Annotated in this window: 30 protein-coding genes, 1 other RNA gene and 1 riboswitch; of the genes, 24 read left to right on the forward strand and 7 right to left on the reverse strand. The window is 63.6% G+C overall.

Annotated elements, in window-relative coordinates:
* Positions 1–54: 54 nt before the first annotated feature.
* The 3 genes from cobS to cobT are packed head-to-tail and all read right to left on the reverse strand — an operon-like array spanning position 55 to position 2,413.
* Positions 55–783 (reverse strand): adenosylcobinamide-GDP ribazoletransferase, encoded by a 729-nt coding sequence (gene cobS, locus ACUXV1_RS16350; protein ID WP_081555241.1) that lies wholly within the window; start codon positions 781–783, stop codon positions 55–57.
* Positions 771–1,373, reverse strand: a complete 603-nt coding sequence (locus tag ACUXV1_RS16355; protein WP_043638319.1) for a histidine phosphatase family protein — start codon at positions 1,371–1,373, stop codon at positions 771–773. Before ACUXV1_RS16355 ends, cobS begins: the two co-directional genes overlap by 13 nt.
* Complete coding sequence (gene cobT / locus ACUXV1_RS16360) at positions 1,370–2,413, reverse strand: nicotinate-nucleotide--dimethylbenzimidazole phosphoribosyltransferase (protein ID WP_446016083.1); 1,044 nt, start codon at positions 2,411–2,413, stop codon at positions 1,370–1,372. Before cobT ends, ACUXV1_RS16355 begins: the two co-directional genes overlap by 4 nt.
* A 149-nt stretch (positions 2,414–2,562) precedes the next feature.
* Positions 2,563–2,806, forward strand: a riboswitch (cobalamin riboswitch).
* 179 nt (positions 2,807–2,985) lie between these two features.
* Here cobT and ACUXV1_RS16365 point away from each other — a divergent pair.
* The 8 genes from ACUXV1_RS16365 to ACUXV1_RS16400 all read left to right on the forward strand — a co-directional run bounded on the left by ACUXV1_RS16365 (position 2,986) and on the right by ACUXV1_RS16400 (position 7,953).
* Positions 2,986–4,827: a TonB-dependent receptor domain-containing protein gene (locus ACUXV1_RS16365; protein WP_446016082.1), complete on the forward strand. Its 1,842-nt coding sequence runs from the start codon at positions 2,986–2,988 to the stop codon at positions 4,825–4,827.
* 18 nt (positions 4,828–4,845) lie between these two features.
* Complete coding sequence (cobU, locus tag ACUXV1_RS16370; RefSeq protein ID WP_446016081.1) at positions 4,846–5,379, forward strand: bifunctional adenosylcobinamide kinase/adenosylcobinamide-phosphate guanylyltransferase; 534 nt, start codon at positions 4,846–4,848, stop codon at positions 5,377–5,379.
* Positions 5,376–6,248 carry a cobalamin-binding protein gene (locus tag ACUXV1_RS16375; RefSeq protein ID WP_043638304.1) on the forward strand — a complete coding sequence of 291 codons (873 nt, stop codon included), beginning with the start codon at positions 5,376–5,378 and terminating at the stop codon, positions 6,246–6,248. Before cobU ends, ACUXV1_RS16375 begins: the two co-directional genes overlap by 4 nt.
* 21 nt (positions 6,249–6,269) lie before the next feature.
* Positions 6,270–6,479: a hypothetical protein gene (locus tag ACUXV1_RS16380; RefSeq protein ID WP_043638301.1), complete on the forward strand. Its 210-nt coding sequence runs from the start codon at positions 6,270–6,272 to the stop codon at positions 6,477–6,479.
* Positions 6,476–6,787 (forward strand): cell division protein ZapA, encoded by a 312-nt coding sequence (locus tag ACUXV1_RS16385; RefSeq protein ID WP_019101793.1) that lies wholly within the window; start codon positions 6,476–6,478, stop codon positions 6,785–6,787. Before ACUXV1_RS16380 ends, ACUXV1_RS16385 begins: the two co-directional genes overlap by 4 nt.
* 31 nt (positions 6,788–6,818) lie before the next feature.
* Positions 6,819–7,002, forward strand: a non-coding RNA gene (gene ssrS / locus ACUXV1_RS16390) — 6S RNA.
* Positions 7,003–7,012: 10 nt separating this feature from the next.
* Positions 7,013–7,630 (forward strand): 5-formyltetrahydrofolate cyclo-ligase, encoded by a 618-nt coding sequence (locus ACUXV1_RS16395; protein WP_446016080.1) that lies wholly within the window; start codon positions 7,013–7,015, stop codon positions 7,628–7,630.
* Positions 7,621–7,953: a DUF1294 domain-containing protein gene (locus ACUXV1_RS16400; RefSeq protein WP_043638293.1), complete on the forward strand. Its 333-nt coding sequence runs from the start codon at positions 7,621–7,623 to the stop codon at positions 7,951–7,953. The genes ACUXV1_RS16395 and ACUXV1_RS16400 overlap by 10 nt, the downstream gene beginning before the upstream one ends.
* Before the next feature lie 4 nt (positions 7,954–7,957).
* Here ACUXV1_RS16400 and ACUXV1_RS16405 read toward each other — a convergent pair whose 3' ends face one another.
* Positions 7,958–8,131 carry a hypothetical protein gene (locus tag ACUXV1_RS16405; protein WP_162835138.1) on the reverse strand — a complete coding sequence of 58 codons (174 nt, stop codon included), beginning with the start codon at positions 8,129–8,131 and terminating at the stop codon, positions 7,958–7,960.
* A 128-nt stretch (positions 8,132–8,259) separates the two neighbouring features.
* Here ACUXV1_RS16405 and ACUXV1_RS16410 point away from each other — a divergent pair, with 128 nt between their 5' ends.
* The 8 genes from ACUXV1_RS16410 to ACUXV1_RS16445 all read left to right on the forward strand — a co-directional run bounded on the left by ACUXV1_RS16410 (position 8,260) and on the right by ACUXV1_RS16445 (position 16,140).
* Positions 8,260–8,724, forward strand: a complete 465-nt coding sequence (locus tag ACUXV1_RS16410) for an EVE domain-containing protein (protein WP_446016079.1) — start codon at positions 8,260–8,262, stop codon at positions 8,722–8,724.
* Positions 8,718–9,527 carry a sulfite exporter TauE/SafE family protein gene (locus ACUXV1_RS16415; RefSeq protein WP_446016078.1) on the forward strand — a complete coding sequence of 270 codons (810 nt, stop codon included), beginning with the start codon at positions 8,718–8,720 and terminating at the stop codon, positions 9,525–9,527. Before ACUXV1_RS16410 ends, ACUXV1_RS16415 begins: the two co-directional genes overlap by 7 nt.
* A 39-nt stretch (positions 9,528–9,566) precedes the next feature.
* Positions 9,567–10,520: a prolyl aminopeptidase gene (gene pip, locus ACUXV1_RS16420; RefSeq protein WP_446016077.1), complete on the forward strand. Its 954-nt coding sequence runs from the start codon at positions 9,567–9,569 to the stop codon at positions 10,518–10,520.
* A 338-nt stretch (positions 10,521–10,858) separates the two neighbouring features.
* Positions 10,859–11,245 (forward strand): hypothetical protein, encoded by a 387-nt coding sequence (locus ACUXV1_RS16425; RefSeq protein ID WP_143330216.1) that lies wholly within the window; start codon positions 10,859–10,861, stop codon positions 11,243–11,245.
* Between the two features lie 192 nt (positions 11,246–11,437).
* Complete coding sequence (gene leuS, locus ACUXV1_RS16430; RefSeq protein WP_446016076.1) at positions 11,438–14,056, forward strand: leucine--tRNA ligase; 2,619 nt, start codon at positions 11,438–11,440, stop codon at positions 14,054–14,056.
* An 81-nt stretch (positions 14,057–14,137) separates the two neighbouring features.
* Positions 14,138–14,698, forward strand: a complete 561-nt coding sequence (locus tag ACUXV1_RS16435; RefSeq protein WP_081555232.1) for an LPS-assembly lipoprotein LptE — start codon at positions 14,138–14,140, stop codon at positions 14,696–14,698.
* Positions 14,679–15,683, forward strand: a complete 1,005-nt coding sequence (gene holA / locus ACUXV1_RS16440) for a DNA polymerase III subunit delta (RefSeq protein WP_446016075.1) — start codon at positions 14,679–14,681, stop codon at positions 15,681–15,683. Before ACUXV1_RS16435 ends, holA begins: the two co-directional genes overlap by 20 nt.
* A gap of 67 nt (positions 15,684–15,750) precedes the next feature.
* Positions 15,751–16,140 (forward strand): YidB family protein, encoded by a 390-nt coding sequence (locus ACUXV1_RS16445; protein WP_446016074.1) that lies wholly within the window; start codon positions 15,751–15,753, stop codon positions 16,138–16,140.
* Positions 16,141–16,331: 191 nt separating this feature from the next.
* On the opposite strand, the gene ACUXV1_RS16450 is transcribed toward ACUXV1_RS16445, so the two are convergent.
* Entirely contained in the window at positions 16,332–16,844 is a 513-nt protein-coding gene (locus ACUXV1_RS16450; protein WP_043638268.1) for a YcnI family copper-binding membrane protein, read from the reverse strand.
* A gap of 235 nt (positions 16,845–17,079) precedes the next feature.
* On the opposite strand from ACUXV1_RS16450, the gene ACUXV1_RS16455 reads away from it, so the two are divergent.
* From ACUXV1_RS16455 to ACUXV1_RS16465, 3 genes are all read left to right on the forward strand, one after another.
* Positions 17,080–19,053 carry a S9 family peptidase gene (locus ACUXV1_RS16455; protein ID WP_205208324.1) on the forward strand — a complete coding sequence of 658 codons (1,974 nt, stop codon included), beginning with the start codon at positions 17,080–17,082 and terminating at the stop codon, positions 19,051–19,053.
* Positions 19,034–19,495, forward strand: coding sequence for a YiiD C-terminal domain-containing protein (locus ACUXV1_RS16460; protein ID WP_446016073.1), 462 nt, complete (start codon positions 19,034–19,036; stop codon positions 19,493–19,495). Before ACUXV1_RS16455 ends, ACUXV1_RS16460 begins: the two co-directional genes overlap by 20 nt.
* A 185-nt stretch (positions 19,496–19,680) precedes the next feature.
* Positions 19,681–20,307 (forward strand): hypothetical protein, encoded by a 627-nt coding sequence (locus ACUXV1_RS16465; RefSeq protein WP_203389453.1) that lies wholly within the window; start codon positions 19,681–19,683, stop codon positions 20,305–20,307.
* Positions 20,308–20,523: 216 nt separating this feature from the next.
* On the opposite strand, the gene ACUXV1_RS16470 is transcribed toward ACUXV1_RS16465, so the two are convergent.
* The gene (locus tag ACUXV1_RS16470) at positions 20,524–21,789 is read right to left on the reverse strand and encodes a urate hydroxylase PuuD (protein ID WP_446016072.1); all 1,266 of its coding nucleotides are present in this window, start codon (positions 21,787–21,789) and stop codon (positions 20,524–20,526) included.
* Positions 21,790–21,822: 33 nt separating this feature from the next.
* Entirely contained in the window at positions 21,823–22,176 is a 354-nt protein-coding gene (gene uraH, locus ACUXV1_RS16475) for a hydroxyisourate hydrolase (RefSeq protein ID WP_081555225.1), read from the reverse strand.
* A 180-nt stretch (positions 22,177–22,356) separates the two neighbouring features.
* Here uraH and ACUXV1_RS16480 point away from each other — a divergent pair, with 180 nt between their 5' ends.
* Genes ACUXV1_RS16480 through alc form a run of 5 tightly spaced genes read left to right on the forward strand, consistent with a single transcriptional unit; the run spans position 22,357 to position 26,283 of the window.
* Positions 22,357–23,100: a GntR family transcriptional regulator gene (locus ACUXV1_RS16480; protein WP_043638250.1), complete on the forward strand. Its 744-nt coding sequence runs from the start codon at positions 22,357–22,359 to the stop codon at positions 23,098–23,100.
* Between the two features lie 17 nt (positions 23,101–23,117).
* Positions 23,118–24,056 carry an allantoinase PuuE gene (gene puuE / locus ACUXV1_RS16485; RefSeq protein ID WP_179140733.1) on the forward strand — a complete coding sequence of 313 codons (939 nt, stop codon included), beginning with the start codon at positions 23,118–23,120 and terminating at the stop codon, positions 24,054–24,056.
* A complete protein-coding gene (gene uraD, locus ACUXV1_RS16490) occupies positions 24,047–24,556 on the forward strand; it encodes a 2-oxo-4-hydroxy-4-carboxy-5-ureidoimidazoline decarboxylase (protein ID WP_446016070.1) in 510 nt (169 codons plus the stop codon). The genes puuE and uraD overlap by 10 nt, the downstream gene beginning before the upstream one ends.
* An 11-nt stretch (positions 24,557–24,567) precedes the next feature.
* Positions 24,568–25,185 carry a LysE family translocator gene (locus ACUXV1_RS16495; RefSeq protein WP_052370563.1) on the forward strand — a complete coding sequence of 206 codons (618 nt, stop codon included), beginning with the start codon at positions 24,568–24,570 and terminating at the stop codon, positions 25,183–25,185.
* A gap of 57 nt (positions 25,186–25,242) precedes the next feature.
* Entirely contained in the window at positions 25,243–26,283 is a 1,041-nt protein-coding gene (gene alc, locus ACUXV1_RS16500; protein ID WP_052370562.1) for an allantoicase, read from the forward strand.
* Positions 26,284–26,317: the final 34 nt, after the last annotated feature.

The following is a 26,317-nucleotide window of genomic DNA, read 5'->3' on the forward strand; positions in this document are numbered from 1 at the left end:
ACGCTGGGCATCTCCGCCGGATGACAGGGAAATGGCGGAATCTTTACAGCGTAGCTAGAGCGTTGGCCAGCGGACCGTCAGCAGCAGCAAGAGGCCGATTTCGCACAACTCTATACCCGCACCCAGGCAATCGCCCGTCATGCCGCCCAGCTTGCGCAATAGGAAGCGACGCCAAGCCAGCGCCGCCAACGGCGCCAGCAATAAGGATGGAGCCAGCCAGGCCGACAGCCCTGCCAGCAGCGTCGCGTTGATGGCCAGGCTGGGCCAGTGGCGGCGCCAGGCGAAGCGTTCGCCGCTGCCGGGCGCGATCGCCGGCAGACTGGCCGACCAGTACACCGCGAAACAGCGACACCAGGCGGGAATCAGCAGCAGGCCCCAAGCCGGCGCCGATTGTTTGGCCAGCAGCATCAGCAAGACCAGTTTGGCGACGATGGCCAGGATCAACGCCAGCGCGCCGAAGCTGCCGACGTGAGGGTCTTTCAGCACTTCAAAGAAACGCTCGCGCGAGCGGTGCGCCGCGCCCAGCGCGTCGGCGAGATCGCCCAGGCCATCCAAGTGCAGGCCGCCAGTGACCCAGGTCCACATCAACAGCGCCAACAGCGCCGCCAGCCAGGGGTCGCTCAGGCGGCCCAGGCTTAGCGCCGCCAGCAGCAGCGCGCCGACGATCAGGCCCACCGCGGCGAACCAGCGCGCGCTGTCTGCCAGCCACTCCTGTTTGAATTCGCGCAGTTGAGGCGTGGGCAGGCGGGTCAGGAATTGCAGCGCCAGAATCAGTCCGCGCACGGGGCTTCCAGACGCATCAGGTAGGCCGGATGTCCTTCCAGGATGGACAATTGGGCAAAGCCGCCGCGCTGCACCGTCATCAGCTTGGCTACCGAGAAATCCGCGCCCAGCAGTTCCGCCAGCAAGGTGGTGATGACGCCGCCGTGGGTCACCAGCACCCGGTGGCTGCCGTTGGCCGTCGTCATCCATTCGGACAGGCCGGCCAGTACCCGAGTGCGGAAAGCTTCGTAGGGCTCGCCTCCGGGCGGCGTCAGTTCGCCGGCGGCCAGCTTGGCGCGCCAGTCCGGATAGCGTTGCGCCAGAACCTGTACGTCCATGCCGTCCCAGTCGCCGAAGTCCATTTCCGCGAACCGCGGGTCCACTTTCAGCGTCAACGAGCCATGCAAGGCGTGCCGGACCGCGAATTCGCGGCAGCGCTGCAAGGGTGAACTGGCCATCGCCGTGACCGGCGCCAGCGCGCAAATGCGTTGCCAGCTTTGCGCCATTTGCATGTGCCCCGCAGCGTTCAGCGGCAAATCGCTGCTGCCGATCAAGCGGCCCTCATGGTCGATTTCGCCGTGGCGCAGCAGGGTCAGCGTGTAGGGATTCATTCCGCTTTCCCTGTGATGCCCGCCTCGGCGAAGGTGGCCATCTCGTTATGCAGGCGGATGGCCATTTGCAGCAAGGGCACGCACAGCGCGGCACCGGAGCCCTCGCCCAGATGCATGCCCAGGTCCAGCACCGGCTCCAGTTTCAGCGCGTGCAGCGCCAGCAGGTGGCCGGTTTCCTCCGAGCGGTGGCTGGCCAGCAGCCAATCTCCCACGCGCGGCTCCAGCGCCTGCGCGCACAGCGCGGCGGCGCTGGCAATGAAGCCATCCACCAGCGCCGGCACGCCTTGCGCGGCGCTTTCCAGGTAGAAGCCGGCCATGGCGGCGATTTCCAGGCCGCCCAGCTCGGCCAGGGTTTCCAGGGCGGACAACTCGCGGCCGGCGACACGGGCCAGCGCGGCGCGCACCACTTGGCGCTTGGTTTCCAGGCCGGCCTCGTTCAGGCCGGTGCCGCGGCCGACGATGCGTTCCGGCGGCAAGCCGGCCAGCCGGCAGATTAGCGCGGCGGACGCAGTGGTGTTGCCTATGCCCATGTCGCCGGCGATCAGCAGATTGGCGCCTCCGGCCAAGGCGCGGCGCGCGGCCAGCCGGCCCGCTTCCAGCGCGGCCTCGGCCTGAGCCGGCGTCATCGCGGCCTCCCTGGCCAGATTGCCGGTGCCGGCCCGCACTTTGGCGTGGACGATGGGCAGCGCGGAGACGTCGCTGAGCACGCCGGCGTCCACCACCTCCAGGCGCGCGTCCAGACTTTGCGCCAGCACGCAGATGGCCGCGCCGCCATTGGCGAAATTGCGCACCATCTCGCCGGTGACCACCGATGGATAGGCGGATACGCCTTCCGCCGTTACCCCGTGATCGCCGGCGAACACCGTGATGGCCGGCCGCAGCGCGTCCGGGCAGGTCTTGCCCTGCCAGGCGGCGAAGCGGCAGGCCAGCTCTTCCAGCCTGCCCAGGCTGCCCGCCGGCTTGGTCAGTGTGGCCTGGCGGACGCGGGCGGCTTGATAGGCGGCGAAGTCGGGTGCGCGAAAGGTGTCGGTGAATGTCATGAGATGGCCAGCTCCAGCCTGGGTGAGAAAGTGATTCAGCGGCGACTTTAAGCGATAGCCGCGCACGGGGGCAACCCGCAGCCGATGGGCGATTTGATCCTAACTAAACATATTTCTTTTGGCACCATCCCGTCGGGATGCTCTCCGGTATAATCCTGAGCCTAGCAGGTGTCCGCGTCTCAATGGTGCGGATGAAACGGGAAGCCGGTGAAAAACCGGCGCTGCCCCCGCAACGGTAAGGCCTGGCGTATGAGGCTGTTCAATAGCGTCGCGTTTGATTCGCGAGCTTTTGAACCTAAACGCCCAGGCGATGCAATGGCCACTGTCCATGGGATGGGAAGGCGCATCGCCGCAAGGCCCAGCCCGGAGACCGGCCTGCTGGCATGCGCGATTATGGAGACAATGCGCACGCGCTATGGCCGCCCGGAAGGTGGCCGCACTGGAGTATCGCGGGGAGGCGATCCGACAGACTGCCCGGCGCTCTGCCGCGGCGTCCCCCTTTTCATGCCTTCTTCGCACTCTTCCTAACAATGCCGCCACGGCGGCCAGATCATAAAAGTGGAGTGTGTTTCATGTTCAAGCCCCAACAATGCGCGTTGCTGGTCTCGCTGGCTTGTGCCGGCCAGGCCTACGCCACCAATGTGCCCGAGTTCGCCGGCGATCCGGTGGTGGTGACCGCCACGCGCCAGCCGCAGGAGATTTCCAAGACCTTGTCCGACGTGAGTGTGATCACGCGTGAACAGATCGAACAATCAGCTGCAACCAGCTTGCCTCAATTGTTATCGCGTCAAGGGGGCTTGGAGATTGTCAGTACAGGAGCGCGTGGCGCGCCATCCAGTATTTTCATGCGTGGGGCCAATTCCAATCAGACTGTCGTGTTGGTGGACGGAGTGCGTATTGTTTCGGCCACAACAGGCGTCAGCGCAGTTGAGAACATTCCTCTCGAACAGATCGAGAAAGTAGAGATTTTGAGAGGGTCGGGTTCCAGTCTGTATGGCGCGGATGCAATTGGAGGGGTGATCCAGATCTTTACCCGCGAGGGCAAAGGCAGTCCCAAGTTGAATGCCAGTTTTGGTATTGGCGATCATGGTTTGGTGAAGGTTGGGGCTGGGGTTAGCGGTAAAGTCGAGAATACCGCGTTTAGCCTGAATCTAAACCATGAAATCAATGAAGGGATTTCCGCCACTAACAGAGACAGTTCCAACTACAACCCAGACCGGGATCCGTATCGCAACCTTTCTTACAGCGCCAATGTCACCCAAACACTGTTGCCGGGTCATGATCTGACGGTGCGTGCTTTCCAGACTTTTAGCAAATTCGATTATGACCAGTCGCTTGTTGGCGAGGATTTGCAGAAAAGCCGTCAAAACGGTTTTACTATCCAATCCAAAAATACGTTGATGGAGCATTGGGTCAGTACTTTACGTTTCAGCCACACGGTTGATCGCCAGGAAACTTGGATTGGCAGTGATATGGTGAACCGAGACAGCTTGATAGAGACTCGCCAGAATGAATGGTTCTGGCAGAACGATATCAAGACGAGTATGGGTACGTTCTTGGCTGGTGCGGTGCATACTCAGCAGAATGTTGATGGTAAGTCGACTTATTTGCCGAATGGTTACTCTGTGACCCAACGTACCAATAATGCCGGGTTTATCGGTTACTCTGGAGAGTTTGGTCATCATTTAGTGCAGGCTAATCTGCGCAATGATAAGGATTCCCAGTTTGGTGGCAAGACCACAGGGCAATTGGCTTATGGTTACCGTCTTAGCGATGAGCTGACCGCACGAGCAAGCTACGGAACAGCTTATAAGGCACCCACCTTCAATGACTTGTATTGGCCTAACTACGGCAACCCGCTCCTGCAGCCCGAGACTTCGCGCAATATCGAACTGGGCCTGAAGTGGCTTGGGAAAGGCCGTCGCTTGGAGTTGTCTTTGTTTGATAATCGAATCGAAAATCTGATTGTTTATCAGCAAAAGCAATCCCTCAATCGTGATGCTCATATTCGTGGCGTCACTTTGTCTGGCGCTGTGACATACGGCGCGTGGGATCTTGCCGGTTCGGCCACGTATCAGGACCCGATCGATGAGAGCAGCCATCTGCAATTGCAACGCCGTGCGCGCGCATTTGCGCAGATGAGCGCTGCCTATGATTGGGGTAAAGCGATTACTGGGCTTGAATGGCAGGCTAGCGCTAAGCGGCCGGATGTAGATTACCGGCCTTTCCCATCTGCGCCTGTCACTTTGGGAGGTTACTCATTGACCAATTTGTTCGCCAACTATCGTTTGGCCAAGGAGTGGACGGCGACAATGCGCCTGAGCAATATCTTCGAGAAGCGTTACACCACGGCTTATGGTTACAACACTAGTGGTTTGGGCGGTTATATCGGTGTGACATATCAGGCGCAATAGCGCAGAAAAGTAGGGAGTATGCCCCACCTCATCTCCGGCGGCGCGCGCAGCGGCAAGAGCCGCTACGCCGAAACCCTGGCCCTGGCCCATCCCGGCCCGGTTTGCTATCTGGCCACGGCGGAGCTGCGCGGCGGCGACGCCGAGTTCGCCGCCCGCGTCGAGCATCATCGCCGGCGGCGTCCGGCCGAGTGGTCACAAGCGGAGGCCGGTCGTGGGCTGGCCGCTGAGTTGGTGCGTCATGACGTGGTCGGCGGCCTGCTGCTGATCGACTGTCTGGGCATGTGGCTGATGCGTTTTTTCGATGAGGACGGCGGTTTCGACGCAGTCGGTTTCGAGCAGGAGCGAGCTAAGTTGCTGGCCGCGCTGGAGCAGACGAGGGGCGAGGTGCTGCTGGTCAGCAATGAAATCGGCTGGGGCGTGGTGTCGACCAATGTCCAGACTCGTTGCTTTGTCGACGAGTTGGGGCGCTTGAACCAAGCGGTGGCGGCGGCCTGTCGGCGGGTGACGTTGGTGGCCTGCGGCTTGCCGCTGGTGTTGAAAGGGGAGGCATGAGACGGTTGTTGGGTTTGACGCTGCTGTTGAGCGCGCTGCAGGCGACGGCGGCGGTCAGCGCTCAGGACGGCAGCGGCCAGACCATCACGTTGGCGCAGCCGGCGCAAAGGATTTTGACCCTGGTGCCGCACGCCACGGAAATGTTGTACGCGATCGGCGCTGGCGACAAGCTGGTGGCCACCGTGGAGTATAGCGACCACCCGGACGCCGCCAAGCGCTTGCCGCGGGTGGGCAGCTTCACCGGCTTCAGTCTGGAGGAGGTCATGCGTCAGCGGCCGGACCTGGTGGTGGCCTGGCGCGACGGTGGAGCGCCGCGTGAACTGGAGCGTTTGCGCGGCCTGGGCATTCCCGTTTATCTGAGCCATCCCTTGCAGCCGGACGACGTGGCCAAGGAAATGCTGGCGCTGGGACGGCTGGCCGGCGTCAACGAGAGCGCCGCCAAGGCGGCGGGGGGATATCGCCAGCGCTTGGCGGATCTACGCAGGCGTTACGGCGAGCGCGCCCCGGTGAGGGTGTTCTACCAAGTTAGTCAGACGCCTATCTTCACCGTCAGCGATCAGAGCTTCATGGGTCCGCTGATCCGCCTGTGCGGCGGGGTCAATGTGTTTCGCGATGTCCGGCAACCCGCGCCGCAAGTGTCCGCCGCCACTGTGGTGGCGTCGCGTCCGCAGGTGATTCTGGCTGGAGACGAAGCCAGCCTGCGGATGTGGCGGCGTTGGCAAACGCTGCCGGCTGTGGCCAAAGACGCGCTGTTCGCCCTGCCGGGCGACGCCATGGTCGTGCCCGGTCCGCGGCTGGTGGACGGCGCGGAGGCCTTGTGTCTCGCGCTGGACACAGCGCGGCAGCGGCTGGGTTTGACGGCCAAGTGAGCGCCGGCTATCCTCGCCGCCATGGACAAGGAACTGGAATATCTCGAGTCGAGGGTGACGGCGTTGGTGGCGCGCATTCGCGAACTTGAAACACAAAACGGCCGTTTTGCCGAAGCGCTGTCCGAAGCGTTGCGGGAAAATGCGGAGCTGAACTTCAAAGTCAACGAAACCCGCGCGCGGGTGGCGGCTCTGGTCGAGCGCCTGCCCAAGGCGTCGGAGGATGCGGAATGAGCGACGTGGCTCAGGTTGAAATCGAACTGCTGGGGCGTTCCTTCACCATTGGCACCCCGGCGGAAGAAAAGGAAACGCTGCAAGAGGCGGTGCGTCTGCTGGCCGGCAAGATCGAAATGATTCAGCAGCACGGCAAGGTAATGGACGCCGACAAGATAGCGATCATGGCCGCGCTGAACATTGCCCACGATTTGTTGAAGACAAAAGTGGGAGAGGGCTTGGAGATGGCGGCGTTTCAGCGTAAAATACGCAGTATGAGCGAAGCCGCCGACCAAGCGCTTCGCGAAAGCCAGCAAGCGCTGTTTTAAACGCAGAGCCGCTGGCGAACACCAAGGTCAGTACCCCCTGCGGTGTTTGTGAAGGCACACAATTCCTTTGTACCAATGCGTTCGCTTCAGGCTGCTAGCGTGAGTCATGGGCGTGCCGCGTCCTCTTGAGGATGCGCCCGAAATGACTGGCAGGCGGCCCTCCCTGGAAACAGGGTACAAGCGAATTTTGCCCGAACGACACTCGCGGGGGCTCCCCCCTCTGCCATGACCGCACTTTCCTTTGTTTCCGATCCGGTTTCCCTAGACAAGCCCGCATTGCGCAGGCGGATTCGCCGTGCGCGCCAGGCGCTGAGCCCTGGCTATCGTTTGCAGGCGATGAGGGCGATCGCCTGTCATGCCTCGCGGCTGCTCAAACGCGGCAAGCGCGTGGGCGCTTATCTGGCCGCCGGTTCTGAGCTGGATCTGGAGGTCCTGATGAGCGCCGCGCTGTGGCGCGGCGCGGAAGTCTATCTGCCGCAGATCCCGCGGCGCGGCCGTCGGCTCTGGTTCAGCCGCTTGGGCGCGGCGGACCGCTGGTATCTGCATCCGCGTTACCGGATCGTCGAATACGATGGCCCGGCGCTGCGCGCGGAACGGCTGGACGTGTTGTTTGTGCCGCTGCTGGCCATTGACGACGATGGCTATCGCATGGGCCAGGGCGGGGGGTTCTACGACACCACGCTGGCCTTCCGCCAGCGCGCGCGCCAGTTCGGCAAGCCCTTGCTGGTGGGCGTGGCCTATGATTGCCAACGCGTGGAGCGGGTGCCGCGCGAAGCGTGGGACGTCCGGCTCGATTATTTGTTGACCGAATCCGGCCTGCGCAGGCTGCCCTTATGCCCCTAGCCGTCGTCTTTCTGGCCGTTTTGCCGGCGCTTGCTCTGCTGGGGCGTTTGGAATGGGCGGTGGCGTGGCTGTATCTGAGCCTGAGCCTGCTGTGCTTTGTTTTGTATTGGCGGGACAAGCGGGCGGCGGAGCGCGGCGGGCCGCGCACGCCTGAGGCCAGGTTGTTGTGGCTGGGCGTGTTGTGCGGCTGGCCGGGCGGGCTGATGGCGCGCAGGCTGTTCCGCCATAAAACCGTCAAGCAGCCGTTTCGGCTTTTGTTCTGGTGCGGCGCGGCCTTGAATCTGGCCGCGCTGGGCGGCTGGCTGTATTTGCGGACACATTGAGCGATCAGCGCCAGTCGTGGCGGCCGCCGTAGTAATAGCCGTAAACCGGCGTCACCACCACCGGGGCCGGCCTGACCACCACCGGCCTGACGGCCACCCTGGGCGGTTCTACTACGCAAGCGCTTAAGCCGGCGGCCAGCGCCAGTCCCAGCAGACATTGTTTGGCACGGGTATTCATCGCCTTCATCCTTTCTTTCAGTTATCGCCATATCCCCTTGGGATGCCAATGTCAGCATAAACGGCAATCTTTCCAGTAAGATTGAGCAAGCGTTAACCCTTTTCCTGACTAATTAACAGACATTGCCCATGCGATATTGGCTGATGAAGTCCGAACCGGACGATACTTCGATCGACGATCTCGCCGCCGAGCCCGAACGCTTGTTCGAGTGGACCGGCGTGCGCAATTATCAGGCGCGCAATTTCATGCGCGACGGCATGCAAGTGGGAGACCGGCTGCTGTTCTGGCATTCGTCTTGTCCGGAACCGGGGGTGGCCGGTCTGGCGGAAATCGCCGCCGCCGCTCATCCAGACTCCAGCCAGTTTGATCCGGAAAGCCCTTACTACGACCCCAAGTCTTTACCCGACGCGCCGCGTTGGCTGGCGGTGGACGTGCGTTTTCTGCGCAAGACCCGGCTGCTGTCGCCGGTGGAGCTGCGTCAACACCCGCCCCTGGCTGAGATGACGGTGCTCAAGCGCGGTAATCGGTTGTCCATCACCCCGTTGAGCGAAGACGAATGGCGCTATATCACTGAACAGTTGCTGGCATGCTGAGCGTTCCGCTGATTCTGGCGCTGCTGGCCTGCGGCGCGGTGGCCGGCTTCCTGGCCGGATTGCTCGGCGTCGGCGGCGGCCTGGTCATTGTGCCGGTGGTTTTGGGCGTCTTGTCCGCCGCGCAGTTGGGCGGCGATCATGCCCAGCATCTGGCGGTGGGCACTTCGCTGGCGGTCATGGTGTTCACCAGCCTGTCTAGCGTGCGCGCCCATCATAAGAAGGGCGCGGTGGATTGGCGCATTGTGAGGGCGATGGCGCCGGCGATGGTGATCGGCACCTTGCTGGGCAGCCTGGTGGCCGGTGCGATCTCCGGGCTGGCGCTGAAATGGTTCTTTGTGGGTTACGCCTACCTGGTCGCGGTGCAAATGTTCTTCAACCTCAAGCCGCAAGCCAGCCGCGGAATGCCGAGCCCGGCCGGGCAATGGGGCGCAGGCGGCTTGATCGGCATGATCTCCAGCTGGGTGGGCATAGGCGGCGGCTCAATGAGCGTCCCTTTCATGAGTTGGTGCAATGTGCCGGTGCGCACCGCCATCGCCACCAGCGCGGCGCTGGGTTGGCCCATCGCCGTATCCGGCGCCGTCGGCTACCTTTATAGCGGCTGGGGCGCGACCGGCTTGCCGGCCGGCGCCTTGGGCTTCGTTTATCTGCCGGCCATGCTGGCGCTGATGCTGATGACGGTGTTGATGGCCCCCTTGGGGGCGCGCGCCGCGCACAAGCTGCCGGTGGCCCGCTTGAAGCAGGTGTTCGCCGCCTTGATGGCGGTAATGGCCAGCGAGATGCTATACAACCTGCTGCGCGGTTGAGCGCGGCGCGTTTTCCCTTGTTCCCCGTATGGAGAGGCCATGTTGTATCCGCCTATAGCACCGTTCGCCAGCGGCATGTTGCCGCTGGATGGCTTGCATGCGATGTACTGGGAGCAATGCGGTTTGCCGCAGGGCTATCCGGCGCTCTATCTTCACGGCGGACCGGGCGACGGCTGCGCGCCGGCCTGCCGTCAGTTGTTCGACCCCGGCTTTTACCGCGCGGTGCTGTTCGATCAGCGTGGCAGCGGCCGTTCGACGCCACGCGGCGAGCTGCGCGACAACAGCACCGCCCATCTGGTGGCGGACATCGAGCGGCTGCGCGAGCACCTGGGCATTGAGCGCTGGCTGGTGTTCGGAGGCTCCTGGGGCAGCACGCTGGCGCTGGCTTACGCCCAGGCGCATCCGGACCGTGTCAGCGGGCTGATCCTGCGCGGCATCTTCCTGGGCGAGCGCAGCGAGATCGACTGGTTCCTGCACGGCATGGGCCAGTTCTTTCCCGAGGAGTGGCAGCGTTTCGTCGCGCCCATCCCGGAGGCTGAACGCGGAGACTTGCTGGCCGCGTACTACCGGCGTCTGACCGATCCCGACCCGGCGGTGCACCTGCCCGCTTGTCGCGCCTGGGGACGTTACGAGGGCGCTTGCGTCGCGCTGCGCCCCAACGCCGACGCCGCCGAACGCGCCGGCAGCGAATACGTGGCATTGTCGCTGGCGCGGCTGGAAGCTCATTACTTCGTCAACCGCGTCTTTCTGCCGGAGGGCGCCTTGCTGGCCGGGCTTGCGCGCATTCGCCATATCCCCGCCGCCATTGTGCAAGGCCGTTACGATGTGGTCTGCCCCCCGGTCACCGCGCTGCGGTTGGCTCAGGCCTGGCCGCAAGCCCACTACGAACTGGTGGAGGCCGCCGGCCATTCTTTGTGGGAGCCGGACATCCTGGACGCGCTGCTGCGGCAACTGGAGCGTTTCCGCGATGCCCATCTGGCCGGCCGGGTTTAGAACGTGTTTACGATCTCCCTAGCTAAGGTGAGACAAGGCGAAAACCGCTGAGAAAGCGGAGTGTACATAGGGTACATGAGTATTTCGAAGGGGTTTTCAATGCCCCTTTCTATTCATCCCGCCGACGCACAGCAGATCGTAAACAGGTTCTTGGAGTGGCTAACAAAACTCAGTTTCATGGCTGAGGCAAGCCGCGCCGACTCAGGCAGTGCTTGAGTACGACCAGTCGGCGCAATGCAGCATCAGGGAGGGGAGCGGCCCTTAAGCTGAGCAACTAATTAGCCGCAGCAGGAGTCGAACCCAACTTTCCACTTTCCCCGGATAACTCAAGGATGGACATGAAAGCGATAATGCTCTGCGCCGCCGCCTTGGCCGCGATTCCCGCCGCCGCCTCTGCCTACAGCGACGAAGCGCGCTTGCCGTTTGCCGGCCAGCCGGGCGAACTGCCGCTTGAGGTGGTGCTGCGCTTTGCCAAGAACCGCCTGGGCGAGGACGGCCAGTTCGAATACCGCAGCCTGAAAGTGATCCAGACCAGCCAGCCGGAAGCGTTCGACAAAGCCAGCATCGCCTTGCTGCGCGAAGGCCTGATGGACGACAGCGTCAAGGGCACGCGCCAGCGCTTCCAGCTTAGCCGCGAGAACAATGTCTGGACCATACGCGCGGTGAAGGAGGACTTCTCCTGCTGGCGCGGCCGCAAAGGCTGGGGCGTCAAGCTCTGCCCGTGATTGCGCTAGGCTGAGTAGCCGGCCAAGCATTTGTTTTTTTGGGGTCTTATCGCGGGAGCGAAGACGCCGTTATAATGGGGGCAACCTTTTTGCGGACGGGCTATCCGGAGCGCGGCTCATCACTGGCGCCTCCGGGCAGCCCGCCTTTTGTATTTCCGCCTTTTGAATTTCAGAGTCCAGACAAAGATCGCCATGCAAGAACAATACAGCCCGCGCGCGGTTGAAGCCGCCGCCCAGCAGAAATGGCAGAAGACTGCCGCCTTCAAAGCCGTGGAAGACGCCTCGCGTCCCAAGTACTACGCCTTGTCGATGTTCCCGTATCCGTCCGGCAAGCTGCACATGGGCCATGTGCGCAACTACACCATCACCGACGTGCTGGCCCGCTTCAAGCGCCTGCAAGGCTTCAACGTGCTGCAGCCGATGGGCTGGGACGCCTTCGGCCTGCCGGCCGAGAACGCCGCGATGAAAAACGGCGGCGCGCCGGCTGCCTGGACCTATGCCAACATCGAGTACATGAAGCAGCAACTGGACAGCCTGGGTTTTGCGCTGGACTGGGAACGCGAGCTGGCCACCTGCAAACCGGACTACTACCGCTGGGAACAGTGGCTGTTCACCCGTTTGTTTGAAAAAGGCGTGATCTACAAGAAAAACGGCGTGGTCAACTGGGATCCGGTGGATCAGACCGTGCTGGCCAACGAACAAGTGGTGGACGGCCGCGGCTGGCGCTCCGGCGCGCTGGTGGAAAAGCGCGAAATCCCGATGTATTACTTCCGCATCACCGACTACGCCGAGCAGCTGCTGGCGGACCTGGACAAGCTGGACGGCTGGCCGGAGCAGGTCAAGACCATGCAACGCAACTGGATAGGCAAGAGCTTTGGCTCCGACGTGGCCTTCGCCTACGATGAAGCCAGCATCGGCCATGCAGGCCAGCTCAAGGTCTACACCACCCGCCCGGACACCCTGATGGGCGCCACCTATGTGGCCGTGGCCGCCGAACACCCGCTGGCCACCCAGGCCGCGGCCGGCAAGCCGGAGCTGCAAGCCTTCATCGCTGAATGCAAGGCCGGCTCCGTGGCCGAGGCCGACGTGGCCAAGATGGAAAAGAAGGGCATGGACACCGGCTTGTTCGTTGTCCACCCGCTGACCGGCGCCAAGCTGCCGGTATGGGTGGCCAACTACGTGCTGTGGGGCTACGGCGAAGGCGCGGTGATGGCGGTGCCGGCGCACGACGAGCGCGACTTCGAATTCGCCAACAAATACCAGCTGCCGATCCAGCAGGTCTACGCGCCGGCCAACGGCGACGACAACTTCGACGCCGCCGTTTGGCAGGACTGGTACGCGGCCAAGGATGACAGCATCCGCACCGTGAACAGCGGCAAATACGACGGCCTGAACTTCGCCGCCGCCTTCGACGCCATCGTCGGCGATCTGGAAGCCAAGGCAGCCGGCCAGAAGAAAACCCAGTACCGTCTGCGCGACTGGGGCATTTCGCGCCAGCGCTACTGGGGCTGCCCTATCCCCATCATCCACTGCCAGAGCTGCGGCGATGTGCCGGTGCCGGAAAAAGACCTGCCGGTGACGTTGCCGGAAAACGTGATTCCGGACGGCGCAGGCTCCCCGCTGGCCAAAATGCCGGAATTCTACGAAACCAGCTGCCCGAAATGCGGCGGCGCGGCCAAGCGCGAAACCGACACCATGGACACCTTCGTCGAGTCCAGCTGGTACTACGCGCGCTACGCCTCGCCCAAGTGCGACACCGCGATGGTGGACAAGAAGGCGGCCGACTACTGGCTGCAAGTGGACCAGTACGTCGGCGGCATCGAACACGCCATTTTGCACCTGCTGTACGCGCGCTTCTTCCATAAGCTGATGCGCGACGAAGGCCTGGTGTCCAGCGACGAGCCGTTCAAGAGCCTGCTGACCCAGGGCATGGTGGTGTGCGAAACCTTCTACCGCGAACTGCCCAACGGCGCCTCCGATTGGATCGCGCCGCAGGACGTGGTGCTGGAGCGCGACGCCAAGGGCAAGATCGTCGCCGCCAAGCATCGCGTCGACGGCCTGCCGGTGGTGGTGGGCGGCATCGAGAAGATGTCCAAGTCCAAGAACAACGGCGTGGACCCGCAGGAATTCATTGAAAACTACGGCGCGGACACCGCACGTTTGTTCATGATGTTCGCGGCTCCGCCGGAACAGAGCCTGGAATGGTCGGACGCGGGCGTGGAAGGCGCGTTCCGCTTCCTCAAGCGTTTGTGGAAAGTGACGAACGAGCATGTAGCCGCCGGCCTGGCTCCGGCCTACAGCGGCGGCGATCTGTCCGCCGGCCTGAAGGATCTGCGCTTCAAGCTGCACGGCACCATCCAGAAAGTGGCCGATGACTACGGCCGCCGCCAGCAATTCAACACCGCCATCGCCGCGGTGATGGAACTGCTGAACACCTACGACAAAACCGACAAGTCCGGCGACGCCGGCCGCGCGGTGGCGCAGGAAACGCTGGAAACCGTCGTGCTGCTGCTGTCTCCCATCGTGCCGCATATCTGCGACGCGCTGTGGAACGCGCTGCGCCCGGGCAGCGAACTGCTGCAACAAACCTGGCCGAAAGTAGACGAGAGCGCGCTGGTCAAGAGCGAGATCGAACTGATGGTGCAGGTGGGCGGCAAGCTGCGCGGCAGCGTCACCGTGGCCGCGGACGCGGCCAAGGACGCGATCGAGGCCGCGGCGCTGGCACATGAAAACGTGCAGAAGTTCATGGAAGGCAAGCCGGCCAAAAAAATCATCGTAGTGCCGGGCCGCCTGGTCAACATCGTGGTGTAAACCGACGTGGCACCGGTCCTGGGCGCGGCCTGCGCGCTGGACCGGGCCAGGCAAGCATTGTTTCCCGATAAGGAATCGTGAATGAGACTTTCCCTGCAATGGTTGTGGCTGGCGCTGCTGGCCGTCACGCTGAGCGCTTGCGGCTTCCACCTGCGCGGCCTGGGCGGCCCGATGAAGCCGCTGCCGTTCGCCTCGCTGTATTTCGACGGCGGCGGCACCGCGGTGGCCGGCGATGTGCGCACCGTGCTGGCGCGCGACCCGCGCCTGCAAGTGCTGGACAATCCCAAGCAGGCCGAGGCGGTGGTGACCATCCTCAGCGAAAACCAGTCCAAGGACATCCTGACCCTGAACGTGGGCGGCAAGATCAACGAGTACCAGCTGACCTATACCGCCGTGGTGCGCACCGTGCTGTTCGGCGTGCCGGTGGAGCCGGACATGACCGTGGTCGTGCGCCGCAGCATGAACTACTCGGATAGCGCCATCCTCGGTAAGGAGCAGGAGGAGGCCCTGATCTGGACCGACGCCCGTCGCGACGCGGCGGAGCAGATCGTCCGTCGTCTGGCTTACCTGAAAAAGCCGGCCGCCGCGCCGCTGACAGGCCCGCAAAGCCTGAAGCCCGCCGATGCCCAGCCTAAGCCCTGACGCGCTGATCGCGGCGCTGGGCAAGGGCCTGGCGCCGCTGTACCTGATCCACGGCGAGGAAGCGCTGCTGGCCTTGGAGGCCGCCGACGCGCTGCGTCAGGCGGCGCGCGATCAAGGCTATCAGGAGCGCGAAGTGTTGACGGTGGAGGCGGGTTTCGATTGGTCGCAGCTGCGCGACGCGATGAGCAGCGTTTCGCTGTTCGCCGAGCAAAAGCTGCTGGAAGTCCGCATTCCCAACGGCAAGCCCGGCACCGAAGGCGCCGAGGCGCTGCAACAGCTGGCGGCCCAGCCGCCGCAGGACACAGTGACCCTGATCACCCTGCCCAAGCTGGAGCGCGCGCAGCAGCAGTCCAAGTGGTTCCAGGCACTGGAAAAGCTGGCGGTAACCGTGGAGGCCCGATTGGTAGGCCGCGCCGAGCTGCCAAGCTGGATCACGCGCCGCCTCAAGGCTCAGGGCCAAGTGTTGGGCGGCGAGGCGCTGGCCTTCTTCGTCGATCGCGTCGAAGGCAATTTGCTGGCCGCGCGCCAGGAAGTGGACAAGCTGGCCCTGCTGTACCCGGCCGGAGAGTTGACGCTGGAGCAACTGCGCGCCGCAGTGGCGAATGTGGCCCGCTTCGACGTGTTCCATTTGTCCGAATCCTGGCTGGCCGGCGATGTGCCGCGGGTGCTGCGCATGCTGGACGGCCTGATGGCCGAAGGCGAGGCGCCGGTGCTGGTATTGTGGTCGCTGACCGAAGACGTGCGTATGTTGCTGCGCCTGCGGCAGGGCCTGAAAGACGGACGCAACGCGCGCGACATGGCGCGCGAACTGCGGTTATGGGGCGACAAGCAGCGTTTGGCCGAGCCGGCCTTGCGCCGCATCGGCCCGCGCAAGCTGATGACCGCGCTGGACGAGTGCGCACGCATAGACCGCCAGATCAAAGGCGTGGAAACCGGCGATCCCTGGCAGACCATGCGAGGGTTGGCGGGCTTGCTGGCGGCTTGAGTCGGCGCGCAAGCGCTGCCGTTTTTACCGAGATTCGCGCACAGTGCGCGGCAAACAGGAGAGCACCATGGCTATATTCGATTCCTTGAGCGGTTTGCTGTCCGGCGGCGCGGAAGGCGGCGCTGGCGGAGCCTTGCAGGCCTTGCTGCAACAGCAGGGCGGCCTGTCCGGCCTGTTGGAGCAATTCCAGCAAGGCGGTTTGGGCGAGCTGGTGTCCTCCTGGGTAGGACAGGGCGGCAATTTGCCGGTGTCCGCCGAGCAGATTCAGCAAGTGCTGGGTTCGGAGCAGCTGTCCGGCCTGGCCGAGAAGTTTGGCCTGGATCAGAGCCAACTGTCGCAGCTGGTGGCCGAGCACTTGCCTGGTCTGGTGGACAAGCTGACCCCCAACGGCCAGGTGCCGCAAGGCGAGGATTTGTTGTCCCAGGGGACGGACCTGCTCAAGGGCCTGTTCCGCTGATCTGACCCGTCCATGCAACAACGCCGGCCGCGAGACACTCGCCGCCGGCGTTTTTCATGGGATAAGAGGAGAAGGCTCAGAGCCGCTAACAAAACCTCGCAGAGAACCTGAGCCAAGGCGCGCCGACGCAGGCAGTACAAGTGGTACGACCAGGAGGCTCAACGCAGGATCAGGGGTTTTGTTAGCGGGTCTTAATGATGATGGCCGGCGACGCCTGCCGTCACCGTCAGCTCCGCTGCCGGGCTCTTCAAGTCATGCGCGTCTTGACCAGCGGCCGGAATCTCCGCCCAGTTGGTTTCGCCCTGTTCGCATTGCTGCTTCACCTTGAAGTAGAGCTTGCCCGGCTGGGCGGCGATCTTGGCCTGGAATACGAACTCATCGTAGAAATTGGACGGCAGCTTGCCGCCCTTCCAGGTAATGCGGCTCACATCCTCGCTTACCTTGCGGCCATAGTTGTCGAAAGGCTTGACCGCGCTCTTGCTCACCTCCACCTCCCAGCCGGCTTTCGGCATCGGTTGCGCCAGGCGCACGCCTTCCGGCAGCTCCACGCTAATGGCGGTGGTGGGGCTGCCGTTGCAGCCATGGCCGATTTTCAGCACGCCTTTGTAATAACTGCCGCTGGCGGCGGTGGGGGTTTCCAGGGTGACGTGGGCGAGGGCGGAACCGGAGGCGGTTAGCAAGGCTAGCAGGGCGAGTTTTTTCATGAGAGCGCTTTTTTAGATCAGGGTTGGAACATGGCCGGGCAAGGTCGGCAAATGCGAATGATGAGTCGCACCAGTTTAGCGTGCGGCATTTGCTTCCGAGTGCGACAAAGTGTCGCAGAGTCGGCATGAGAATAATGCAAGTTGTAACGTCATTGTCATGGCCGCTATACTGGTCGGCCCGCCCAATCGCTCAGGAGCAGTCATGATGGTTCGTGCTTTATCCGCGGCAACGCTAATGATGCTTTCCACTCATGGCTGGGCCGCCGGCGGCTACAGCGGCCTCGGCGCCGCCAGTGTCAGCGCGGAGGAGGTGGCGCGCTACCGCGCCGCGCCGCTGCCGGCGGAACTGAGCCGCAAAGTGCAGAATATGCTGGACCTGCGCGCGCCCGGCGCCGGCGTGCTGGCTCCGGACGGCAAGGCGTTGTATTTCAGCTGGCGCGTCACAGGCGTGCCGCAGGTCTGGAAACTGGATGGTCCGCAGCGCTTCCCGGTGCAGCTGACAGGCGGCGAAGACGCCACCCTGATTCAGGACGTCAGCCCGGATGGGCGCTGGCTGGTGCTCAGCCGCGACCGCAAGGGCGAGGAAAACCCCGGCCTCTATCTGCAAGCCGCCAGCGGCGGCGCGCTGCGCGAAGTACAGCACAAGTCCGGCGTGCAAACCCAGTTCCAGTTTCTCAGCAAGGACGGCCAATGGCTGTACTACCGCAGCAACGACGAGCGGGCCGACAGCTATACCCTATACCGCTACCGGCTGGCAGACGGCCGCCGCGAGCGCTTGTTCGGCGAGCGCGGCGCCTGGAGCATCGCCGGCCATCGCGACGACGGCCGTCTGCTGCTGCAAAAGACGCTGAGCAACGCCAGCGCGGAATTCTATCTGTGGACGCCGGACGGAAAACCCTTGCAGCCGCTGCTGGGTAAGGGCGAGACCACCGACTACCGGATGGACTTCGGCCTGCGCGATGGTGAATATTTGGTGCGCACCAATAAGTTCGGCGAATACCACCGTCTCTATCTGTGGCGCGCCGGCGTATTCAAGCCATTGACGCCGGAGACGCGCGGCGATGTGGAGAACCTCAACATCGACCGCGAGCAGGGCCGCGTGTACTACACCTTGAGCCAGGACGGCTACGGCAAAGCGCTGGCCTTGGACGGCCGCCGCCATTACCGCGCGCTGAAGTTGCCCGCCTTCCCCGGTGCGGCCCAAGTTAATGTGGTGAATCTCAGCCGCGACGGCCGCTACGTCAATTTCAGCGTGGAAACCGACACTGCTCCGGCCAGCAGCCATGTTTGGGACAGCAAGAGCGGCAAGCTCGGCCAATGGCTGCTGCCCTCCGCGCCGGAGCTGGACACCCGCGGCTTCGCCAAAGCCAGCCTGGAAAGCTATCCGGCGCGCGACGGCACGCCGATTCCGATGTTTGTGCGTCGGCCGGCTCGCTGCGCGGCCACGCCCTGCCCGGTGGTGGTCAACTTCCACGGCGGCCCGGAAGGGCAGAGCCGCGCCGGCTTCTCTCCGCAGGCGCAATTGTTCGTCGACGCCGGCTTCATCTATGTGCAGCCCAATGTGCGGGGTTCCGTCGGCTACGGCAAAACCTGGCTGGACAGCGACAACGGCCCGCGCCGGCTGCAAGTGCTGTCCGACATCGAAGACGCCGCGCGTTACATCCGCAGCCAGTGGGGCGCGGCCGGCGCGGCGCCCAAGATCGGCGTGATGGGCGGCAGCTACGGCGGTTACTCCACGTTGGCGGCGATGACCATCTTCGCCGGAGCCTACGATGCAGGCGTGTCCAATGTCGGCATCGCCAACTTGGTCAGCTTCTTGCAAAACACCGCGCCTTACCGACGCGCGCTGCGCGCCGCCGAGTATGGCGACCTGGAACGCGACCGCGCCGCGCTGGAGCAATTGTCGCCAATCAATCACATCGACAAGCTGCGCGATCCACTGCTGATCATCCAGGGCGTCAGCGACCCGCGGGTGCCGGTGGGCGAGGCGCTGCAAATGTATCGCGCCATGGCGGGCAAGGGAGTGAACGGGGGCCTGATCCTGTTCCCGGACGAGGGCCACGGCGCGGCCAAGCGCGAAAACCAGGTCCTGCAACTGGGGCATAGTCTGTGGTTTTTCCAGCGCCACCTGTTGGGGCAGAATGGAGACGGCGCCGCCGAAGCCGGCCGCGCCGAACCAGGAGAAAAACATGAGTCCAAAGGCGCTTGAAGATTATCTCCACCAACACATCCCGCTGTCCGCCGCGATGAAGGTCGGTGTGGCCGAGGCCAGCGGCGAGCGCGTGATCCTGAACGCGCCGCTGGCGCCCAATATCAATCACCGCGCTACCGTGTTTGGCGGCAGCGCTTCGGCGGTGGCCATCCTCGCCGCCTGGAGCCTGGTGTTCATGCGCCTGCGCGAGCGCGGCTTACCCGGCCGCGTCATCATCCACGGCAATAGCATGCGTTACGACAAGCCCATCGCCGCAGGCTTTCTGGCACGAGCGACCGCGCCGGAGCCGGCCGCCTGGGACAAGCTCGAACGTGCTTTGCGACGCGGACGCATGGGGCGGCTGCGGCTGGCGGTGGCGCTGGAATGCGACGGCGAAGCGGTGGGCGGCCTGGATGGCGAATTTGTGGTGCTGCCCGGCGAAGAGGCCCCCTCGGACTGAAAGCGTCCCCCCTGTAGCGCGGCATCGCTTATCAAACTTTAAATCCAATCTGAATAGCTTATTTTTTGTGCTAAAAAGAAATATCTTGTGCCGGGTTGGGTTGAGCGATAGCCAAAATAACCGCGTCTCGGCGTTTCGGCCACCGCCGCGCCGCAACGCCGCCGGACGTGCGCTGGGGGAGGCCGATGGCGTTAAAAGCGCAGAAGGAGCTGGAGCTGGTGCTGCGGTTATTGCAGCGCAAGGGTTTGCACGCCGTGGACCGGCAGTCCTGGCCGCCGCCGCTGCCGGATGTCGGCGCCACCCTCAGCGACGGCCGGCGGATCGCTTTTGAAGTGACGGAAGTCCATGCGGACGAACATCTTTTTGGCGGCGGCAAAGGCTGTCTGCGCGCGCGCGAAGTGCGCCAGGCGCAGCAGGGCGAGGATGTGCCGATCAGCGTGCCCAACGCGCCCATCGCCGCGATCAAATACCGGATTCAAGCCAAATGCGTGAAGCGTTACGCGGCCAAGCCGGGCTATGAATTGAGCCTGCTGCTGGCGGCCAATATTCCGCAGTTCGGCGGCGTGGCCGCCACCACCCTGTTTCCCGCCTTTATCCAGGAAGCGGCGCTGACCGCCGCCACCCATGATTTGCTGGAGTCGTCGGCATTCGAGCGCGTCTACCTGCATCTTATCCAGCCTGGCGTCTTGTATGAATGGAGCAAGCAGGAGGCCTGGGTGGAAATGGCTAAAGCCCCGGATGAGGGAGCCCGTCCGCCTTTCTGGGCGGAACCGCTGCTCGGCGGGGTTTGTTGGCAGGGCGGCGCGTCTTGAAAGACAGGACGCGCGTTTTCATTCCGGGCCGGGCTTAGCCTGTTTACGATCGGCTACGCGTCGTGAGACGCGGCAAGGTGGGTCGCGCCTCGAAATGTTCGTGCGCCACCTGTGCATTCCGCTTTTTCGCTCGTTTTCGCCTTGTCTCGCCCTTGCTCGCGAGCCTTTGAACAGGCTCTTAAGCCTCTCGTCTTTTTCAAACGTGTCGGCGCGGCGTCAGTGATTAGGCGCTGGCCCCCATGCGGACAAGATCTCTCGTTCCTCTTGGGTCATCTGAGTCAAATTGGCCAGCGGCATGTATTTGGACGCCACCGCCTGCTTGATTCTGCGCGCGTTGATGAGGATTTCCTGCGCATCGTCAAACTTCAAACCGGCCGGCGGCGCCACGAATCCGGCCTGGCTGGGCGTGGCTGAGTGACAGGACTGGCAGCGGTTTTGAATGATGGCGTGAATCTGACGCAGGTTGTCGGCTGTTTTTTGCGCTGTCGACGCCGCCAGGGAACCCGTCGCAACCGGTGCCGCGGCTTGCGGGGCGGTTGGCGCGATATTGGGCGGGGGCGGCGCGGCCAAGAAGCCCACGCCAGCCAGCAACAGGCCGCCCAACGCCGGCAGCAGCGGCCGCTTGCGGCCGGAATGACGAAGCACGAAGTATTGACGGATCAGCGCGCCGGACAGGATGAACAGCACCATGATCAGCCAGGCATGGCGGTTGCCGTAGGTGAAGGAGTAGTGGTTGCTGATCATCAGGAACACTACCGGCAGTGTGAAATAGGTGTTGTGCACCGAGCGCTGCTTGCCGCGCAGGCCGTCCAGCGGATTGGGTTTTTCGCCGGCCCGGATGGCGCGCACCATGCGGCGCTGGCCGGGAATGATCCAGAACAGGACATTGGCCGACATGCAGGTGGCCATTACCGCGCCGGTGATCAGGAAGGCGGCGCGGCCCTGGAAGATTTGGCTGCTGGCGTAGGCCACCAGCGCCATCAGCAGCGCCACGGCGAGGCTGAGCGGGCCGTCGCGGTTCATGTCCGGGCTGATGCGGCGGCAGAGCTGGTCGTAGGCCAGCCAGCCGCCCAGCAGGAAGGCGGTGGCGATCACCGCGGCCTGGCCGCCGGACAAGGCCGCCGCCCAGGCCCAGGGGCTGGCGGAGTTGACTAGGTAGAAGGAGGCGTTGAACAGGTAGAGCAGGGAGAACAGGCCGAAGCCGGACAGCCAGGTGGCGTAGGATTTCCAAAACGACCAGTGCAGCTTGTCGTCCAGCGGGAAGGGCGGCTGGCCCAGGTATTTCTGGTTGTGGTAAAAGCCGCCGCCGTGCACGGCGAACATCTCTCCGTGCAGGCCGCGCCGGGCATCGGCGATGGAGGGCGGCGACAGGCTGTTGTCCAGCATGACGAAGTAAATCGATTCGCCTATCCAGGCGATGGCGGCGATCACGTGCAACCAGCGCAGCAGTAGGTTGCCCAGCTCCAGCAGGTAGTTTTCCATGGCGAGGTTTCCGGGTGGGGAACGGGAACAGCGTCAACTGCCGCGGTAGGTGGAGTAGCTCCAAGGCGTGACGACCAGCGGCACATGGTAGTTTTCGTCCGCCTTGGCGATGCCGAAGCGCAACACGACTTGGTCGAGAAAGCGCGGTTCTGGCAGCTTCACGCCTTGGGCGGCGAAGTAATCGCCGGCATGAAACAGCAGTTCGTACACGCCTGCGCGCAGCTGCTCGCCTTCCAGCAGCGGGCGCTCGCAGCGGCCGTCGCGATTGGTCGTCGCATCGGCCAGCAACAGGCGTTGCTCTCCGTCCAGCCGGTACAACTGGCAGCGCACGCACGCCGCCGGCTTGCCGTGCATGGTGTCCAGCACATGGGTGGTCAATTTGCCCACAGTGGTTTCTCCTTTGTTGTGGGGCCCGATCTGGCGGACCTGTTATCGTCGATCTTGTTATTCGCGATGGCGATTTGAAATTGTCGACAATTTGTGTTGACGATAGTGTTTGCTCACGACAATAATTGTCAACAAAATTCTGAAAGCATAGAGCAGGATATGGAAATACCGGGAGGAGACATGTTGCATTCGGCTAACGGCACCCAGGCCGCCGCCGCGCCCAGGGCGTCTACCTTGGTGGGTGACGGCGTGCCGAGCAATGACGCCGACCGCTTGTACTGGGAAATCTTTGATGCGGTGATTGACCAGCGGCTATTGCCGGGGGTGAAGCTGACCGAGGCGGTGCTGTGCGACGCCTTCCAGTGTTCGCGCAGCAGCGCCCGCAGCGCGCTGGCTCAGTTGGCGCACGACAAGATTGTGGACATCCAGCCCAACCGCGGCGCCTTCGTCGCCAAGCCGGACGAGAAGGAAACCCGAGATGTGTTCGAGGCCCGACGCATGGTTGAGGCGGCGATTCTGGACAAACTGCTGGTCTTGCCCGATCTGGCCGAGCGTTTGCAGCCTATGCGGCGCATGGTGGCCGACGAGCGCGCGGCTTTCGAGCGTGGCGACCGGGTCAGCTGGATTCGCCTGTCCAACGCCTTTCACGTGCAGCTGGCGCGGCTGGCCGACAACGAGGTGTTGACCGAGCTGATGCACGGCCTGTGTTCGCGCACTTCGCTGATCATCGCTTTGTACGATGTGCCCGGCCGAAGCGCCTGCTCCTTCGACGAGCATGAGGCGATTCTGACGCGGCTGGAGGCGGGTGACCGCGCCGGCGCGGCGGCGGCGATGCACCATCATCTGGAAGACTGCGAACGGCGGCTAAAGGTGGAGGCCCCTAGCCGACTGGACCCGTGGACGGTATTCAACCTTAAACGCTGACCAAGGGAAGGATAGCCATGCAGGCGGATTATCCACGTGATTTGATCGGCTACGGCCGGGAGCTGCCGGAGGCCAATTGGCCGGGGGCGGCGCGCATCGCGGTGCAGTTCGTGCTGAATTACGAGGAGGGCGGCGAGAACAATGTCCTGCACGGCGACGCCGGCTCAGAGCAGTTCTTGTCGGAAATCATCGGCGCGGAGGCGTACCCGGCGCGGCATCTGTCGATGGAGTCTGTTTACGAGTACGGTTCGCGCGCCGGGGTGTGGCGCATCCTGCGCGAGTTTGAACGGCGCGGCCTGCCGCTGACGGTATTCGGCGTGGGCATGGCGCTGGAGCGACACCCGGAGCTGGCCAGCGCGCTGGCGGAGTTGGGCCATGAGGTGGCCGGCCATGGCTATCGCTGGATTCATTATCAGCAGGTGGACGAGGCGGTGGAACGCGAGCATATGCGGCTCTGCGTGGAGGCGATTCGTCGCCTGACCGGCCAGCGGCCTTCCGGTTGGTATACCGGCCGAGACAGCCCCAACACGCGCCGGCTGGTGGTGGACGACGGCGGTTTTCTCTACGACTCGGATTACTACGGCGACGATCTTCCGTTCTGGACCCTGGCGCGGCGCAGCGATGGCAGCGAGCTACCGCATCTGATCGTGCCTTACGCGCTGGACACCAACGATATGCGTTTCGCCACCGCTCAGGGTTTCAATACCGGAGAGCACTTCTTCAGCTATCTGAAAGATGCTTTCGACGTGCTCTACGCCGAGGGCGTCGACAAACCGCGCATGTTGTCGGTGGGACTGCATTGCCGTCTCATTGGCCGGCCCGGCCGCTTTGCCGGCCTATGCCGCTTTCTCGATTATCTGGAGCGGCATCCGCGAGTGTGGGTGTGCCGACGGGTGGATATCGCCCGGCATTGGCGGGAAGCGCATCCTTTCACCGGAGTCGGATCATGTCCTTGACGCTGACGCAGCTGAACGCGCTGCCGACGGAGCAGTTCGTCGCCGCGCTGGGCGGTATTTTCGAGCATTCGCCCTGGGTGGCGGCGCAGGTAGCCGATCAGCGGCCATTCGCCAGCATGGCTGACTTACACGACTGCATGCGGCGACAGGTGGAGGAGGCGGGGGTGGAGGCGCAATTGCGTCTGATCCGCGCGCATCCGGAACTGGCCGGCAAGGCGGCGCAGCACGGTGACTTGACCGTCGAGTCCGCCGCCGAGCAAGGCGACGCCGGCTTGGATCAATGCTCGCCGCAGGAACTGGAACTGTTGCGGCGCTTGAACGCCGACTATCGGGCCCGCTTCGGTTTTCCCTTCGTTATGGCCGTTCGCGGTTATGAGCGCGCGGGCATCATCGCCGAGTTTCAGCGGCGGCTGGCCGCTGAGCCGGAGGCGGAACGGCAGGCTTGTTTGCAGCAGATATACCGGATCGCCGGCCTACGTCTGGCCCAACTGATTGCTTAGCCGGAGCGGCCATGTCCAGCCAGATTCTCGTTATGTATTTGTTGTCCATCCTGGTGGTGATCGCCGTGCCCGGACCGCTGTCCCTGTTCATGGTAACCACTAGCGCCGAACATGGCCTGCTGCGCGCCTGGCCGGCGTTTGCCGGCGGCGTGCTGGCTTCTTTGTCGCTGCTGCTTTTGTCCGCATTGGGCGTGGGCGCGCTGATTCTGGCGTCGCCCGGCCTATTCGCCGGCTTGCAGTTGTTGGGCGCCGCTTATCTGTTGTGGCTGGGTCTCAAGGCCTGGCGGGGCGCAGGGCAGGCCGCGGGCGCGCAGGACGGCCGGAGCGGCGCTCCGACGCAATGGTTTTCCCATGCCTTTCTGTTGGGCATCAGCAACCCTAAGGACATCGCCTTTTTCGTGGCGCTGCTGCCGCAGTTCATCGACGCCCAAGCGCCGCTGGCGCCGCAATTGGGGTGGATGGCGGCTGGCTGGGTGGTGGTTGATTTATCGTGCAAGACCGCTTACGGCGTGTTGGCGCAGTTGTTCTTCCAGCGTATGGCGGTGTTGCGCATCGTGTTTCTCAAGGCTTCGGCCTTGTTTTTCCTCGCCTTGGGGCTGGCGCTGATTTGGGGCCGGCTAGCGGCGTGAACGGCGGACGGCGCGGCCTGCCGGCGCGCGCCGACGCACTGAGAAGGAGAAAATCTGATGGCGCTTGTCAATCACCCGGCGGGAACGGTGCTGCACGCACCGGCGGCCGATGTGCCGGAGTTCGCTCGGCGTTACGCTAACTTGGCCGCCGCCGATTTCGGCGCCAGGGTCCTGACCTGTTCTGATCAGTGGTTCGCCGCGGCGGAGCGGATGCTGCAAGCGTCCGAGCCGGTGTTTATCGTCGGCGAGTTCGACGATCACGGCAAATGGATGGACGGCTGGGAAACCCGTCGCCGCCGCAACGGAGGCTACGACCACGCGGTGATCAAGCTGGGCCTGCCCGGCGTGATCAAAGGGCTGGACATCGATACCAGCCATTTCAGCGGCAACTATCCGCCGGCGGCTTCGGTGGAGGCCTGCCGATCGGCCGACGATCCTGACGAACGGACAGAGTGGGTGGAGATTCTGCCGGCTGTGTCCTTGGGCCCCAGCGCTCATCATTTCATCGCGATTGAGGATGCGCGCGATTGGACCCATTTGCGCTTGAATATCTATCCGGACGGCGGTGTGGCGCGCTTCCGCGTATACGGACAACCCGCCTGCGACTGGGCGCGGCAGGACCCGGCCGCGCTGCATGAGGTGTCGGCGCTGGCAAAGGGCGGCCGCGTCGTCGCTTATAACGACGCCCATTTCGGCGTGCCCTTCCGGCTGATCATGCCGGGGCGCGGCGTCAATATGGGCGACGGCTGGGAAACCCGCCGTCGGCGGGAGCCGGGCAACGATTGGTGCATCGTTGAGCTGGGGCATGCGGCGCTTGTGGAGAGCATCGAAGTCGACACCGCTCACTTCAAGGGCAATTACCCGGACCGGATCTCGGTGCAGGCCGCCTATGTCCACCATGGCACCGACCAGTCCGTCGTGACCCAAGCAATGTTTTGGGACGTTTTGTTGCCGGAGCAGAAAACGGAAATGGATCGGCAGCATTTTTACGGCAAGGAGTTGCTGCGCGATCTGGGCGCTGTCACGCATGTGCGCCTGAACATTTTCCCTGACGGCGGGGTCAGCCGGCTGCGAATCTGGGGACGGTTGGCGGATTGAGCCGCCTTGGTCCGCCACCCCACGGAGGAGCGCG

Source organism: Chromobacterium sp. W521 (genome assembly GCF_052805975.1).